The 14,263-nt window shown below is 70.7% G+C and carries 12 protein-coding genes and 2 tRNA genes; 10 read left to right on the top strand and 4 right to left on the bottom strand.

Annotated features, from left to right (window positions below; genetic code table 11):
• Positions 1 to 104: 104 nt before the first annotated feature.
• On the top strand, positions 105 to 713 hold the full coding sequence (locus KBX46_RS26290) for a hypothetical protein (RefSeq protein ID WP_210794493.1): 609 nt from the start codon (positions 105 to 107) through the stop codon (positions 711 to 713).
• Positions 714 to 858: 145 nt separating this feature from the next.
• On the opposite strand, the gene KBX46_RS26285 is transcribed toward KBX46_RS26290, so the two are convergent.
• On the bottom strand, positions 859 to 2,148 hold the full coding sequence (locus KBX46_RS26285; RefSeq protein ID WP_172862106.1) for a zinc-dependent metalloprotease: 1,290 nt from the start codon (positions 2,146 to 2,148) through the stop codon (positions 859 to 861).
• A gap of 114 nt (positions 2,149 to 2,262) precedes the next feature.
• On the opposite strand from KBX46_RS26285, the gene KBX46_RS26280 reads away from it, so the two are divergent.
• From KBX46_RS26280 to KBX46_RS26250, 7 genes are all read left to right on the top strand, one after another.
• The gene (locus tag KBX46_RS26280; RefSeq protein ID WP_172862105.1) at positions 2,263 to 3,276 is read left to right on the top strand and encodes a PDZ domain-containing protein; all 1,014 of its coding nucleotides are present in this window, start codon (positions 2,263 to 2,265) and stop codon (positions 3,274 to 3,276) included.
• A 96-nt stretch (positions 3,277 to 3,372) separates the two neighbouring features.
• Positions 3,373 to 6,363, top strand: a complete 2,991-nt coding sequence (locus KBX46_RS26275; protein WP_210794491.1) for a UPF0182 family protein — start codon at positions 3,373 to 3,375, stop codon at positions 6,361 to 6,363.
• 186 nt (positions 6,364 to 6,549) lie between these two features.
• A complete protein-coding gene (locus tag KBX46_RS26270) occupies positions 6,550 to 7,059 on the top strand; it encodes a SigE family RNA polymerase sigma factor (RefSeq protein ID WP_210794490.1) in 510 nt (169 codons plus the stop codon).
• Complete coding sequence (locus KBX46_RS26265; RefSeq protein WP_210794488.1) at positions 7,049 to 7,996, top strand: hypothetical protein; 948 nt, start codon at positions 7,049 to 7,051, stop codon at positions 7,994 to 7,996. Before KBX46_RS26270 ends, KBX46_RS26265 begins: the two co-directional genes overlap by 11 nt.
• An 83-nt stretch (positions 7,997 to 8,079) precedes the next feature.
• Positions 8,080 to 8,153 (top strand) — tRNA-Met (locus KBX46_RS26260).
• 123 nt (positions 8,154 to 8,276) lie between these two features.
• Positions 8,277 to 8,350 (top strand) — tRNA-Met (locus KBX46_RS26255).
• 172 nt (positions 8,351 to 8,522) lie between these two features.
• Positions 8,523 to 8,771, top strand: coding sequence for a hypothetical protein (locus tag KBX46_RS26250; RefSeq protein ID WP_088950039.1), 249 nt, complete (start codon positions 8,523 to 8,525; stop codon positions 8,769 to 8,771).
• A gap of 56 nt (positions 8,772 to 8,827) precedes the next feature.
• On the opposite strand, the gene KBX46_RS26245 is transcribed toward KBX46_RS26250, so the two are convergent.
• A complete protein-coding gene (locus KBX46_RS26245; protein WP_308159697.1) occupies positions 8,828 to 10,159 on the bottom strand; it encodes an extracellular solute-binding protein in 1,332 nt (443 codons plus the stop codon).
• Between the two features lie 138 nt (positions 10,160 to 10,297).
• Here KBX46_RS26245 and KBX46_RS26240 point away from each other — a divergent pair, with 138 nt between their 5' ends.
• Entirely contained in the window at positions 10,298 to 11,131 is an 834-nt protein-coding gene (locus KBX46_RS26240) for a phosphoribosylaminoimidazolesuccinocarboxamide synthase (protein ID WP_210794484.1), read from the top strand.
• A 15-nt stretch (positions 11,132 to 11,146) separates the two neighbouring features.
• Here the strand turns inward: KBX46_RS26240 and glpK are convergent, their stop codons facing one another.
• Entirely contained in the window at positions 11,147 to 12,631 is a 1,485-nt protein-coding gene (gene glpK / locus KBX46_RS26235) for a glycerol kinase GlpK (protein ID WP_210794482.1), read from the bottom strand.
• Positions 12,632 to 12,732: 101 nt separating this feature from the next.
• On the opposite strand from glpK, the gene KBX46_RS26230 reads away from it, so the two are divergent.
• Positions 12,733 to 13,671: a ribose-phosphate pyrophosphokinase gene (locus tag KBX46_RS26230; RefSeq protein WP_210794480.1), complete on the top strand. Its 939-nt coding sequence runs from the start codon at positions 12,733 to 12,735 to the stop codon at positions 13,669 to 13,671.
• Between the two features lie 89 nt (positions 13,672 to 13,760).
• Here the strand turns inward: KBX46_RS26230 and KBX46_RS26225 are convergent, their stop codons facing one another.
• Positions 13,761 to 14,216 (bottom strand): ATP-binding protein, encoded by a 456-nt coding sequence (locus tag KBX46_RS26225; protein ID WP_210794478.1) that lies wholly within the window; start codon positions 14,214 to 14,216, stop codon positions 13,761 to 13,763.
• Between the last annotated feature and the right edge of the window lie 47 nt (positions 14,217 to 14,263).

Here is a 14,263-nt window from a genome sequence, read left to right as displayed (position 1 = left end):
GGGCCTGCGGGGTGGTCGGGCGTGCGGGGTCGCTGTTCGGCGCGGCACGGCCGTGCGAGTGAGCGGGTGGTCGGGGCGGCCAGGGTGGGCGCTAGGGTCGGGGGGTGGCACGACGGGTGGTAGTGGCGTTGCTCGGACCGGTTCCCTGGTCGCCGCCGGGCGTCGACCGGACCGAATGGCGAGCGGCGCTCGCGGAAGACGTCATCGACCTGCTCGCCACGCTTAACGAGGTGGAGATCGCCGTCGCGGTCACCCCGGCCGACCGAGCACTCGCCGACGCGTTGGTCTGGCCCGGCACCGCGGTCTACGAGGTCGCCGAGCCGACGCCGAACGCCGTGTTCGCCGCGCTGGAGGGCTACGACCAGGCGGCGGTGCTGGTCGGGGACGTGCCTGACCTGCCCGCACTGACTGTCGGCAAGCTGCTGCGACCGCTCACCACCCGACCCGTCGCGGTGGCTCCGGTCGACGGCGGCGGTCCGGGCCTGCTCGGGGTGGCTGTGCGGCTGCCCGTGCCGGGTTGGCTACCCCCGCTGAACCTGGACACGGCAACGCCGACGGACGTTCGTTCCGGTGCCCCTCGACCGGGGGACGTGGCGGTCACCGCCGGCTGGCGGCGACTGCGCGGCCCGGCCGACCTGGCCACGCTGGACCCGGCCTTCGAGGGTTGGGAGGCGACCCGCGCCCTGCTCTCCGGCTCGGGCCGCCCCGCCTGACCGGCACGCTTCCCGACCGGGGGCCGTCACCTGCTGCCCATCCAGGGCCACCTGCACGCTGGGCGCCCGCCGTCGAGCAGCGCGGGCACCCGGCTTCAAGCATCACGACCCCAGGCATCACGACCCAGGCGTCACGACCCAGGTTTCAGGACTTGGTGTCGTCCTCGCCGTCGGTCTTGTCGGGCTGGCCCGGGGACTTCTCCTCCACCCCACCGGGAGCGGTGAAGTCGAAGCTGTCCAGCTCGCTGAGGTCCATGTCGTTCATCGCGAAGGCGACCGGGTCGGCGAAGTCGTCGTCCGACGGGAGCAGGTCCGGGTGGCCCCACACGGCGTCGCGGCCCTCGATGCCACGGTGCTGGGTGAGCGCCGCCCAGAGTGCCGCGGCCTCGCGAAGGCGCCGTGGGCGCAGCTCCAGGCCGACGAGTGCGGCGAAGGTCTGCTCGGCGGGGCCACCGGCGGCACGGCGACGGCGGAACGCCTCACCGAGCCGGACGACGTTGGGCAGCCGGTCGCTGGCGGCGCTGTCCACGACGTGGCAGACCCAGCCCTCGACCAGGGCGAGTGCGGTCTCCAGCCGGGCCAGTGATGCCTTCTGCGCCGGAGTGTCCTCCGGTGTGAAGATGCCCTCCAGGGCGATCGCCTGCATCGACTCCGGGTCGGTCGGGTCGACCCGGCCCATCGCCTCCTCGATCGCTTCCCGGTTGACCCGGATGCCCGAGGCGTACATCTCGACTGCGCTGAGCACGTGACCGCGCAGCCACGGGACGTGCTGGAACAGCCGCTGGTGGGCGGCCTCACGCAGCGCCACGTAGAGGCGGACCTCGTCCTCGGGAAGCTCCAGGCCCTCGCCGTACGCCCGAATGTTGGCCGGGATCAGCGCGGCCGTGCCGGCCGGGCCGAGCGGCAGCCCGATGTCGCCGGCGGAGAGCACCTCCGCGGCGAGCGAACCGAGGGCCTGGCCCAGCTGACCGCCGAAGAGCGCGCCGCCGAGGGAGGCCACCATCGACTGCATCGGGCCGAGTTGGGCGCGGGCCTCCGGTGGCACCAGGTCGCCCATCGCGCCGACCATGCGGCTGGCCACCGGGTCGCAGAGCTTGCGCCACACGTCCAGCGTCTTGAAGATCCACTCATTGCGGTTCCAGGCGACCGGGGACTGGATGCCGGACGGCCACGCCGAGGCGGGCTCCAACCACAGGTCGGCCAGGCGCAGCGCCTCCTCGACGGCGTTGCGCTCATACGGTGACACCGCCGGGTCGCCGGCGGCCGCGAGCTGGCTGGCTGCTACCTGCCGGGCCAGGTCCCAGTTGACCGGCCCGCTGCCCGGCGCGGAGAGCAGGTGCTGCAACTGCGACATGAACTGCTGCATCTGCGCGGGATCGTTGGGGTCTGGTGGTTGACCACCCGGGAGCGCGAAACCGAACGGAATATCAGGCACGACGTCTACGGTACGCGGGCCGCGCCCCAGGTCGCCGCCGCTGGCGTTGCGCTGAGGGCGAAGTCGCGTGCGCATCCGGCAGGAGGCGTCCGGTCGGTCGGTACGCTCTGCGGCATGAGACGTCGTGGCCTGACGGTCCTGCTCGGTGCCCTGTTCACCGCCCTGCTGAGCATCGGGGTGCTCCGGGTTCCGATCCCGTACGTGGTGCTGGGCCCCGGCCCGACGGTCAACACCCTGGGTACGGCCGACGGCAAGGAGGTCATCCAGGTCACCGGGCGGGAGACCTCGACCTCCGCCGGTCAGTTGCGGTTGACCACGGTGGGTGTGCAGCCCACGGTGCGGTTGCGCGGGGCGATCGCGGGCTGGTTCTCCGACGACGAGGCGGTGGTGCCACGCGAGTTGGTCTACCCGCCGGGGGAGTCGACGGAGCAGGTCGAGCAGCGCAACGCCGAGGACTTCAAGGCGTCCCAGACCAGCGCGGAGACCGCCGCGCTGCGGGAGCTGGGCTTTCCGGTGCAGGTGGTGATCAAGACGGTGTCCGGTGACGGGCCGGCCGCCGGCGAGTTGAAGGCCGGCGACGTGATCACCTCCGTCGACGGTCAGCCGGTGCCGGTGGCCGCGAAGGTCACCGAACTGGTCCGGGCCAAGCCGGCCGGGACGGCGTTGACTATCGGCTACACCCGGGACGGCGTGCCCGCCACGGTGAAGGTGACCAGCCAGGAGCAGGACGGTCGGCCGCGGATCGGCGTCGAGATCGACCAGCAGCAGCCGCACCCGTTCACCCTCGGCATCGACCTGGAGGACATCGGTGGGCCGAGCGCCGGTCTGATGTTCGCCCTGGGGATCGTGGACAAGCTGACCCCGGCCGATCTCACCGGCGGTCAGATCATCGCCGGCACCGGCACCATCGACGACGAGGGCACCGTCGGCCCGATCGGCGGGATCGCCCAGAAGCTGGTCGGCGCCAAGCGCGCCGGGGCCAAGGTGTTCCTCGTGCCGGCGGACAACTGCGCCGAGGCGGTCCGCAATCCGCAGCCGGGTCTGCCCCTGCTGCGGGTGGGTTCGTTGGACGAGGCGATGACCGCTCTGGAGGCGTTGCGCGCGGGTGGTCAGCCGACGCGTTGCTGACCGGTGTGACCGTGCCCCGACACGCTCAGGAACACCCCGTACTCTGGGTGCCTGGTCGGAGCCGATCACATCGAGCGTGCGGAGCCAACAGTGGTAATGCGTAGCAGCAGCCCCCTTCCGAGGATGAGCCGGCGCGGGCGCGTCACCATCGCTGTCCTGGTTGGGGTGTTCGTGCTCTTCACCCTGCTCGGGTGGGGTGTCCAGGCGTGGACCGACTGGCTCTGGTTCGACGAGGTGCGCTACACCGAGGTCTTCACCGGTGTCCTGCTCACCCGGCTGGTGCTCTTCCTGGCCGTCGGTCTCGGCATGGCGGTGATCGTCGGTGGCAACCTGTGGCTGGCCTACCGGTTGCGTCCGCGGCTGCGTCCGCACTCGGTGGAGCAGGCGACGCTGGAGCGCTACCGGATGGTGCTCAGCCCGCGGTTGGGCACCTGGATCGCGTTGACCGCCGCGGTGGTCGGGCTCTTCGCCGGCCTCTCCGCGCAGAACCGGTGGAACCAGTGGCTGCTCTTCCGCAACGGCGGTGACTTCGGGATCAAGGACCCGGAGTTCGGGGTGGACATCGGCTTCTACGTCTTCCAGCTGCCGTTCTGGCGTTACCTGCTCGGCGTCGCCTTCACCGCTGTGGTGCTGGCGGTGATCGGCGCGCTGGCGGTGCACTACCTCTTCGGCGGGGTCCGCCTGCAGGGCGTCGGTGACCGGATGAGCAACGCCGCCCGCGCGCACCTGAGCAGCCTGGTCGCGGTCTTCGTGCTGTTGAAGGCCGTCGCGTATGTGCTGGACCGGCGGGCGATGCTGCTGGAGTACAACGAGGGCGCCAAGTTGTACGGCGCCGGCTACGCCGACGTCAACGCGCTGCTGCCGGCGAAGGAGATCCTGGCCTACATCTCGATCGTGGTGGCGATCGCGATCATCGTGTTCTCCAACGCCTGGATGCGGAACCTGGTCTGGCCGGGGATCTCGCTGGCGCTGCTCGGCGTGTCCGCGGTGGCCATCGGCGGCATCTACCCCTGGGCCGTGCAGACCTTCGAGGTCAAGCCGAGCGCCAAGGACAAGGAAGCGCCGTACATCCAGCGCAGCATCGACGCGACACGAGCGGCGTTCGGGTTGGGGGCCACCGAGACGACCCCGTACGCGGCGAACAACCTCACCCCACCGCCGAACCTGGCCACCGACACCTCGGTGGTGTCGAACGTGCGTCTGCTCGACCCGCAGTTGGTCAGCGAGACGTACACCCAGCTCCAGCAGGTGCGTGGCTTCTACGACTTCGGCCCCAAGCTGGACATCGACCGGTACGGGGTGAACGGGAACGTCTCCGACTACGTGGTCGGCGTCCGGGAGATCAACTACGGCGAGCTGACCGACCAGCAGAACACCTGGATCAACCGGCACACCGTCTACACCCACGGGTACGGGCTGGTGGCCGCCCCGGCGAACCAGGTGGTCTGCGGCGGGCAGCCGTTCTTCGTCTCCGGCTTCCTGGGCGAGAAGACCCAGGAGGCGTGCTCCTCGCAGACCGAGCAGATCACGGCCAAGCAGCCGCGGATCTACTACGGCGAGCGGATGGCGGCCGACGACTACGCGATCGTCGGGCAGTCCGACCCGAACAAGAAGGCCGAGTTCGACCGGCCGGTCGGTGAGGGTGGCGGCGAGTCCTACACCTACACCGGTGAGGGCGGCGTGGAGATCGGCTCCTTCGCCCGGCGGCTGCTGTACGCCATCAAGGAGCAGGAGTCGAACTTCCTGCTGTCCGAGGCGGTCAACAAGGACTCCAAGCTGCTCTACGTGCGTAACCCGCGCGACCGGGTGGAGAAGGTCGCGCCGTTCCTCACGCTGGACGGCGACCCGTACCCGGCGGTTGTCGACGGCCGGGTGCAGTGGATCGTCGACGGCTACACCACGGCGGCCACCTACCCGTACGCCGAGAAGGTCAACCTCCAGACCGAGACCACCGACGAGTTGACCAACCGGGGCACCTTCCAGCTGGCCCGGGAGGACGTCAACTACATGCGCAACTCGGTGAAGGCCACCGTCGACGCGTACGACGGCACCGTGAAGCTCTACGAGTACGACGACACCGACCCGGTGCTCAAGGCGTGGAACAAGGCGTTCGGTGGTGACCTGGTGCTGCCGAAGGCGGATATCCCGGTCGAGCTGACCGAGCACCTGCGCTACCCGGCGGACATGTTCAAGGTGCAGCGCAACCTGCTCACCAAGTTCCACGTGACCAACCCGGGTGACTTCTACTCGGCTCAGGACTTCTGGCAGGTGCCCAACGTGCCGGACGCCCCGGACAGCGGCCAGAAGCAGCCTCCGTACTACCTGTTCACGCAGTTCCCTGGGCAGGAGAGCCCGCGGTTCCAGCTCACCTCGGCGGTCACCCCGAACGGCCGGCAGAACCTCGCCGCGCTGATCTCCGGGTCGTACGTCGAGGGGAAGCCCCGCCTGGAGGTGCTGGAGTTGCCGGACCAGACCCGGATCTCGGGCCCGGTGCAGGTGCACCAGCAGATGACCAACAACGCGAACATCCGTCAGCAGCTCAACCTGCTCTCCAGCAACCAGGCTCAGGTGCAGTACGGCAACCTGCTGTCGTTGCCCTTCGCCGACGGCATGCTCTACGTCGAGCCGGTCTACGTGAAGAGCAACCAGCAGGACGCGTACCCGCTGTTGCAGAAGGTGCTGCTCTCCTACGGTGACGGTGGCTCCTTCGTGGCGCTGGCCGACAACATCAACGACGGCATCAAGCAACTGGTCGAGCAGGGTAAGAAGGCCGGGCAGGGCACGTCGCCGCCTCCGACCACCGGGGGCAACCCCACGACCCCGACGCCGACGCCGACGCCCAGCGGGACCGCCACGCCGGCGCCGACGCCGAGCGCCAGCATCCCGCCGCCGACCGGTGACCTGGCCGTCGCCGCGGACCGGGTGCAGACCGCGATCACCGAGGTCCGGTCGGCGCAGACGTCCGGTGACTTCGAGCGGTACGGGCGTGCGCTGAAGGCCTTGGACGAGGCGCTCACCGCGTTCCAGCAGGCGCAGCAGGCCGCCGGCACTGCCAGTGGTGGCCCGTCGCCGAGCCCCGGCGGCTGATCCACCACAGCCGGGAGCACGTCTCGGAGCCCTCGTCGTCGGACCCACCGGTCCGGACGGCGGGGGCTCCGTCGTGTCCGGTGGTGTCACCGTCTGTCACCTCACCGACAGGTGCGGTCGGGCCGCAACCTGCGGCACCGGTTCGCCGTCCTCATTTGCAACGGGGTGGGATGAGGGGGAGCAGTCGTGAGGGACGCGCAGAGCTTCGATGACTTCTACCGCGGCACGGCGCGGCGGATGGTGCGGTACGGCTATGCGGTCACCGGCGACCACAACGAGGCACAGGACCTGGTGCAGGAGGCGTACGCCCGGGCCTGGCGGCAGTGGGGGAGGTTGTCGGCGCATCCGGCGCCGGAGGCGTGGCTGCGGCTGGTGGTGTCCCGCCTGGCGACCGACCGCTGGCGGCGGCTGGGCGGCCTGCGTGGCGCGCTGCGGCTGGCCGGGCCTCCACCGCCGGTCCCTCCGCCGAACGAGGACAGCGTGCTGCTGGTCCAGGCCCTGCGTCAGGTGCCGGCAACCCACCGGCGGGTGTTGGCGCTGCACTACCTGTTCGACATGCCCGTCGAGGAGATCGCCCGAGAGGTCGACGTGCCGATTGGCACTGTGAAGTCGTGGCTTTCCCGCGGCCGGGCCCGACTCGCCGCGTTGCTGCCCGATCTGGCCGTCGTGGAACTGGAGGCCACCGATGTCGCGTGAACTGTCTGAGCTGTACGGGTCCCTCGCCGCCGCCGCCGACGCTCGCGATCTGGGCGTCCCCGAGGTGCTGCGGCACCAGGCGGACCGTCGGGCCAGGCTGCGTGTCGCCGGGAGCACCCTTGCCGTGGCCCTGGTGGTGGTGGGCGTGGCTGTCGGGACCCAGGTGGTCGCTCCGCAGGCGGCGACCGTACCGTCGCCCGCCGGCACGCCCACGCCGCTGGCGCCGCCATCCGCGTCGCCGTCGCCGAGCGTGACCGGTGGTTCGGCATCACCGCCCGTCTCGCCGACCCCGCCCGGACGCTCCCCGGGTACGACGGCGACGTCTCCCGGTGTCACAGGTGCGGCGCAGCCCAGGACGCCGACCGGCATCCCGGATCGGGCGTTCTTCCGGCTCGCGGCGGCCAACCAGATCGGCATCGCGCCCGAATTCCGGGACCTTGAGGTGCTGCCGGACCTGTGCGGCGCCCGCTACTCGAGTGAGGGGGCGATCGTGCAGCGTCGGACCCGGAACGTGGTCTACAAGCTGCCGCAGAATCCCGGTGCGGGGCACGTCCCGGACGGCACGTACACGCACTCCATCACCATTTACCGGGCCGGGCGCGCCGACGACCTGCTGGACGAGTTGCGGCGGGCGGTGCGCGACTGCCCGCAGCAGGAACGGCCAGGTGACAGCGCGCCGGTGCTGAGCAGGCAGCGGCTGCTCACCGACACCCGCTATGGCGACGAGTCGGTGCTGTTCGAGATGCGCCGCCCGGAACTGGACGTCAACGGCGACCCGACCGGCGTGGAGGACGTACGGCTGATCCGGGCGATCCGGGTCGGCGACGTGGTGACGACCCTCTGGGAGCAGGGCTGGGAGAACACCTCAAGCCAACGGGCGCAGGTCGACGCGGACAGCGCCCGGGCGGTCGCCGCCGTGAAGGTCTGGCTCGGCTGACCGCGGTGGCAGGGTCGCGATCCGGCGGATTCGGATGTCGTTTTGCGGGGGCCGGGGGTGGTGCGCTACGGTTAGCGAGCCGACGCGGGGTGGAGCAGCTCGGTAGCTCGCTGGGCTCATAACCCAGAGGTCGCAGGTTCAAATCCTGTCCCCGCTACGACAGAAAGCCCGTCTCCGGTTCGCCGGAGGCGGGCTTTCGACATTCCGCGGTGTCGGCCGCAGCGGTTGGTGACCCCCGCTGATCATCGCCGGGACGCATGGGTTAGTCTTAACCAGTCGACGCGGGGTGGAGCAGCTCGGTAGCTCGCTGGGCTCATAACCCAGAGGTCGCAGGTTCAAATCCTGTCCCCGCTACAAATGAAATGACATGAGTCCGGCCCCCACATTGTGGGGGCCGGACTTGTTTGATGCCTGGGCGACTGTTGCCGGAACATGTCGCACTCCGGGGCGCTCCGGAAAGATCTCAGTTCCGTGATTCGGCGTGGACCGACGTGCCGGTGTTGCGTCCTTCGGCGAGGATGGGCGCATGTCTTCATTCGGTAAGTGGTGGGGCCGACTCAGCGCGGTCCTCGGTGGGGCCGTTCTGGCGGTCTTCGTGCCCGTCGCGGCCTGGGCGTCCACGGGCACCGGCGAGCTGGTGGTGGAAGCCGCCCGGCGTCGGGGTCGCAGCGGCTTCGGGATCCTTCCGCTGCTCTGCTGTCTGGTGGTGGTCGCGATCGTCGTGTTCCTCGTGCTGCGTCTGATGCGCAACCGTCGCGGCGGCCCGCCGCGCTGACCCGGCAGCCGGTCAGGTCGGTCCACGGCTGCGGGCTGTGGACCGACCTCCGGTGGTCACGCCGCCAGGGCGGCGTTGGCCTGCGCGATGAAACGTGAGGCGGCTGCCCGGGTGCCGGTCCGCTTGACGCGGATGCTCTCCGCGGTGGCGACCAGCAGGGTCCGCACCTTCGCGTGCCCCTTCGGGGGTGGCGCCGGGGCCGGCCCGAGCTGGTCGGCGATGGCCGCGCCGAACGCGGCGGCCCGCTGCTGGGCCGGATCGGTGATGCTGCCCTCGGCGTAGCGGCGGACGGCGAGACTGGCGTTCAGGCCGCGTTCGTGGCCGAGGACGGTGCCGGCCTCGCCATTCGTGGTCAGGAAATTGATCACGTCGGTGACGGTGTCCGGGTGGCGGGTGCCCCGGAACGCGGCCCAGAACATCGAGGCGCGCGCCCACTGCGCACCGGTCGGCCCCGGCAAGCCGACAATGCCCAGCTCGGCCCCGGTGAGCCGCTGCAACTCGGGCAGTTGGTGGGACCACGCGAACGACGCGGCGGTCAACCCGGTCACCACCAGTTGCCGGGACGGCTCGCCGCTGTCGGCCTGATCGACCAGCGCCGCACCCGGCGTGGCCCGCGCCCTGCGGGCCCGCTGCCACAGCTCGAACCAGGCGATCAGCTGTTCCACGCCGAAACCGAGCTGCTTACCCCGGTAGAGCTCGCCGCCCTGTGACCGCAACCAGAGCCAGAGCGCCCGGTAGTCACCGGAGGGGTCCATGGTGCCGGCCACCTGGCCGTCGCTGGCCTCGGTGACCTCTTCCGCCCAGGAGATGTAGTCGGCCCAGCTCATCCCGGCGCGCGGTTCCGGCACCTGCAGCTCCCGCAACAACTCCCGGTTGAAGACCACACCCGCGTGGGTCTGCCCGCCGGCCACCGCCATCGTGCGCCCCTCCACCGTGCCGTAGCGGATCAGCCCCTCCGGCAGGCCCCGCAGATCCAGACGGTGGTCGGCGACCCGGTCGGTGAGGTCGAGGATGATCTGGCGTTGGGCGTACTCGGTCAGCATGGCGTCGTCGATCTGGACCAGGTCCGGTACGTTGCCGCCGGCCGCCTGGGTGGCCAGGCGCTCGTAGTAGCCGTCGGCGCCCTGCCAGGTGACCCGGAAGGTGACCTGGGGGTTGCGCTCCGAGTAGAGCCGCAGGACCTTCTCGGTGAGTGCCGCCCGCCTTGGACCGCCCCACCAGAAGACCGACAGCTCGACCGGCCCGTCCTGGGTCGAGGTGGCGGCGTCGTCGCTGCACCCGGCCAGCCCGCCGGAGGCGAGCAGAGGTGCGCCGAGCACCGCGGTCAGCAGTCGGCGCCGGCCCGGGTCGGCGCCGAGGCGGTCGAACGGGGGTCGAACAACGGGCACGGGGGTCTCCTGGACCTGCGAGGGCGGCGGTCGGACCATTCACGCAGGCAGCGCACGAAGGTGTCAACGTCCGTCCGGTCACCCCCGGCGTGGGTGGTCGAATCAGGCCTTCCGATGTCGCATGGTGTACTAGGGCGCGTGGAACTTCTGCACTCGGGCAAGGTTCGGGACGTCTACGCCGACGGCGATGACCTGATCCTGGTCGCCTCGGACCGCATCTCGATCTACGACGTGGCGCTGCCGACGCCGATCCCGGACAAGGGTCGCCTGCTCACCGCGCTCTCGCTCTGGTGGTTCGAGCAGCTCGCCGACCTGGTGCCGAACCACGTCATCTCGGCAACCGACGTGCCCGCCGAGTTCGCCGGGCGGGCGATCCGCTGCCAGCGGCTGGACATGGTCCCGGTCGAGTGCGTGGCCCGGGGTTACCTCACCGGCGGCGGCCTGCGGGAGTACGAGCAGACCGGCGCGGTGTCCGGCATAACCCTGCCCCGAGGGCTCGGCGAGGCGTCGATCCTGCCCGAGCCGATCTTCACACCGTCGAGCAAGGCGCCGATGGGTGAGCACGACGAGCCGATCACGTACGACGACGTGGTGGACAAGGTGGGTGAGGCCACCGCCGAGCGGCTGCGGCAGATCACCATCGAGGTCTACCGGCGCGGCGCCGAGCTGGCCGCCGACCGGGGCATCCTGATCGCCGACACCAAGCTCGAGCTGGGTTGGGCACCGGACGGCACCCTGGTCCTCGCCGACGAACTGCTCACCTCCGACTCGTCGCGGTTCTGGCCCGCCGAGTCGTACCAGCCGGGCCGTGTGCAGTTCTCCTACGACAAGCAGTACGTGCGGGACTGGGCCACCGGCAGCGGCTGGAACAAGCAGGCCCCCGCGCCGGACGTGCCCGACGAGGTCGTCGAGGCGACCCGCGCCCGCTACATCGAGGTGTACGAGAAGCTCACCGGCAACCGCTGGGAGTGACAGCCGCCTCGGCGGTCACTCCACCCAGTCGAGGGTGCGCTGCACGGCCTTGCGCCAGTTGTGCAGCTCCCGGTCGCGCAGCTCCGGGGCCATGGTGGACTCCCACTGGGCATCGGAGCGCCACTTCGCCCGCAGGGTGGCCAGATCCGGCCAGAAGCCGACCGCCAGGCCGGCCGCGTACGCGGCACCCAGACAGGTGGTCTCGGTGATCCGGGACCGGACCACCGGCACGTCGAGCACATCGGCGAGGAACTGCATGAGCAGCCCGTTGGCGGTCATCCCGCCGTCCACCCGGAGCCGGCGCAGTGCCACGTCGGAGTCGGCATCCATCGCGTCGACCACCTCGCGGGTCTGCCAGGCCGACGCCTCCAGCGCGGCCCGCGCCAGGTGCCCCTTGGTGATGTAACCGGTCAGACCGGCGATCACCCCACGGGCGTCGGTGCGCCAGTGCGGGGCGAACAGTCCGGAGAACGCGGGCACCACGTAGCAGCCGCCGTTGTCGTCCACGGTGCGGGCCAAATCCTCCACCTCCGCGGCCGTGGAGATCAGCCCGAGGTTGTCGCGCAGCCACTGCACCAACGAGCCGGTGACCGCGATCGCGCCCTCCAGGGCGTACGCCGGCGGTTGCCCCTTGATCTGGTAGGCGACCGTGGTGAGCAGGCCGTGCGTCGACGGGACCGGGGTGGCGCCGGTGTTGAGCAGCAGGAAGCTCCCGGTGCCGTAGGTGCACTTCGCCTCGCCCGGCTGAAAGCAGGTCTGCCCGAACAGGGCGGCCTGCTGGTCTCCGAGAGCGCTGGCCACCGGCACCCCGGCGAGCACGCCGGTGGCGGTGCCGTACACCTCGGCGGAGCAGCGGATCTCCGGCAGCATCGCCGCCGGGACGCCCATCGCGTCCAGCAGGTCCGGAGCCCAGTCGAGGGTGGTGAGGTCCATGAGCATGGTCCGGCTGGCGTTGGTCACGTCGGTGACGTGCTCCCCGGTCAGCTTCCAGATCAGCCAGCTGTCCATGGTGCCGAAGAGCACCTCGCCGCGCTCCGCGCGCTCGCGCAGGCCGTCGACCTCGTCCAGCAGCCAGCGCAGCTTCGGGCCGGCGAAGTATGTGGCCAGCGGCAGGCCGGTGCGGGCCCGGAACCGCTCCTCGCCGTACGCCGAGGCCAGCTCGCGCAGCAGCGGCCCGGTCCGGGTGTCCTGCCAGACGATGGCATTGGCCACCGGGCGGCCGGTGGCCCGGTCCCAGACGAGGGTGGTCTCCCGCTGGTTGGTGATGCCCACGGCGGCCAGGCCGGCCGGGTCGGTGCCGGCGGACCGCAGCGCCTCGGAGACCACCTGCTGGACGTTGTCCCAGATCTCCTCGGCGTCGTGTTCCACCCAGCCTGGTTGAGGGAAGATCTGCCGGTGTTCGCGCTGGGCAACGGCGACGATGTCCCCGGCGGAGTCGAAGACGAGGCACCGCGAGGAGGTGGTGCCCTGGTCGATGGCGGCGACGTACTGGGGGGTCACCGCAGCACCGTACCCGGACCGGCGTTCGGTGCGACAGGCGTCACGACCGGTTGCGGCCCGCCGCCGAAGGCCGCCGCCCGGGTCGCCTACGATGTGCGAACGTGCGCGACATCGCCGTTTTCAGTGGAACTGCCCATCCCGACCTGGCCGCCGAGATCTGTGCCCACCTCGGGGTGCCGCTGCATCCGGTGCGGGTCTCCCGATTCGCGAACGACTGTCTGGAAGTGCAGTTGCAGGCCAACTGCCGGGAGCGGGACGTCTTCCTGATCCAGCCGCTGGTGCCGCCCGTGCAGGAGAATCTGGTCGAGCTGCTGCTGATGATCGACGCGGCGCGGGGCGCCTCGGCCGGCCGGATCACGGTGGTGCTGCCGCACTACGCGTACGCCCGCTCCGACAAGAAGGACGCCCCGCGGATCTCGATCGGCGCCCGGCTCGTCGCCGATCTGCTCGTGTCGGCCGGCGCGGACCGGGTGCTCGCGATGACCCTGCACTCGCCGCAGGTGCACGGCTTCTTCAGCGTCCCGGTGGATCACCTGCACGCGCTGCGGGAGCTGGCCACCCACTTCCAGCGCTACGACCTGAGCAACACCGTGGTGGTCTCACCCGACCTCGGCAACGCCAAGGAGGCGGCGGCCTTCGCCCGGTTGCTCGGCACACCGGTCGCGGCCGGCGCGAAGCAGCGGTTCAGTGACGACCGGGTCAAGATCAGCGCGGTGATCGGCGAGGTAGCCGACCGGGACGTCATCGTGCTGGACGACGAGATCGCCAAGGGCAGCACTGTTGTCGAGTTGATGGAGCATCTGCGGGGCCTGAAGGTCCGGTCGATCCGGCTGGCCTGCACGCACGGGCTGTTCTCCGGCGACGCCCTCCAGCGGCTCAGCGACCAGGAGGGCGTCCTGGAGATCGTCTGCACCAACACGGTGCCCATCGCGGACGCCAAGCGGGTGCCGAAGTTGCAGGTCCTGTCGGTGGCGCCCGCCCTGTCCGAGGCGATGCGCCGGATCCACAACGGGGAGTCCGTTTCGGCGCTGTTCGCCTGAGCCGCAGCCGCAAGCCGTCCCCCGCAGCCGCAAGCCGTTCCCGCAGCCGCAAGCCGCAGGTTGCAGCTGCTGGGAGCGGCTGCGGAGGATCAGCGGGTGGTGCGGTCGTGGCTGACGAGGCCCGCGGTGATCCGGACGGTGGTGCCGGCGGAGCTGGAGACGACCTCCATGGCGTCGGTCAGCTCGCGGGCCAGCCAGAGGCCCCACCCACCGGCGGTGTCCGGGGCCGGCCGACTGCGGTCGCCCAGCCGCTGCGGGCTGATCCCGTGCCCGTGGTCGGCCACCTCGCAGACCAGCAGGCTGGACTCGTGCCAGAGGCGCAACCATCCACGCCCGCCGCCGTGCCGGACCGCATTGGTGATCAACTCGTTGATCGCGAGCACGAAGTCGTCCAGCCGTTGGCCGGTGAGTCCGCAGGCATGCGCGCATGAGGTGACCGAGTGTCGAATCTCGGTCACCTGGGCCTGGTCGAAGGCCTCGGCGATCAGGAGGGCAGGTTCGATGGGCACAACCGTACGCGGTGCGTGCGGATCTGCGTTCGTCATGGGCCCGTCCCGGCGGCGGATCTCGGAGTATTTCGCGGCTTTTCCAC

Source organism: Micromonospora sp. C81 (assembly GCF_018070425.1).
Taxonomy (GTDB): Bacteria; Actinomycetota; Actinomycetes; order Mycobacteriales; family Micromonosporaceae; genus Micromonospora; species Micromonospora zamorensis.
This window is presented reverse-complemented; position numbering and strand designations above follow the sequence as displayed.

Coding starts and splice junctions, on each gene's coding strand:
- KBX46_RS26280 (WP_172862105.1), top strand. CDS start 2,263: ATGAGACGTCGTGGCCTGACGGTCCTGCTCGGTGCCCTGTTCACCGCC.
- KBX46_RS26275 (WP_210794491.1), top strand. CDS start 3,373: ATGCGTAGCAGCAGCCCCCTTCCGAGGATGAGCCGGCGCGGGCGCGTC.
- KBX46_RS26265 (WP_210794488.1), top strand. CDS start 7,049: ATGTCGCGTGAACTGTCTGAGCTGTACGGGTCCCTCGCCGCCGCCGCC.
- KBX46_RS26250 (WP_088950039.1), top strand. CDS start 8,523: ATGTCTTCATTCGGTAAGTGGTGGGGCCGACTCAGCGCGGTCCTCGGT.
- KBX46_RS26225 (WP_210794478.1), bottom strand. CDS start 14,216: ATGACGAACGCAGATCCGCACGCACCGCGTACGGTTGTGCCCATCGAA.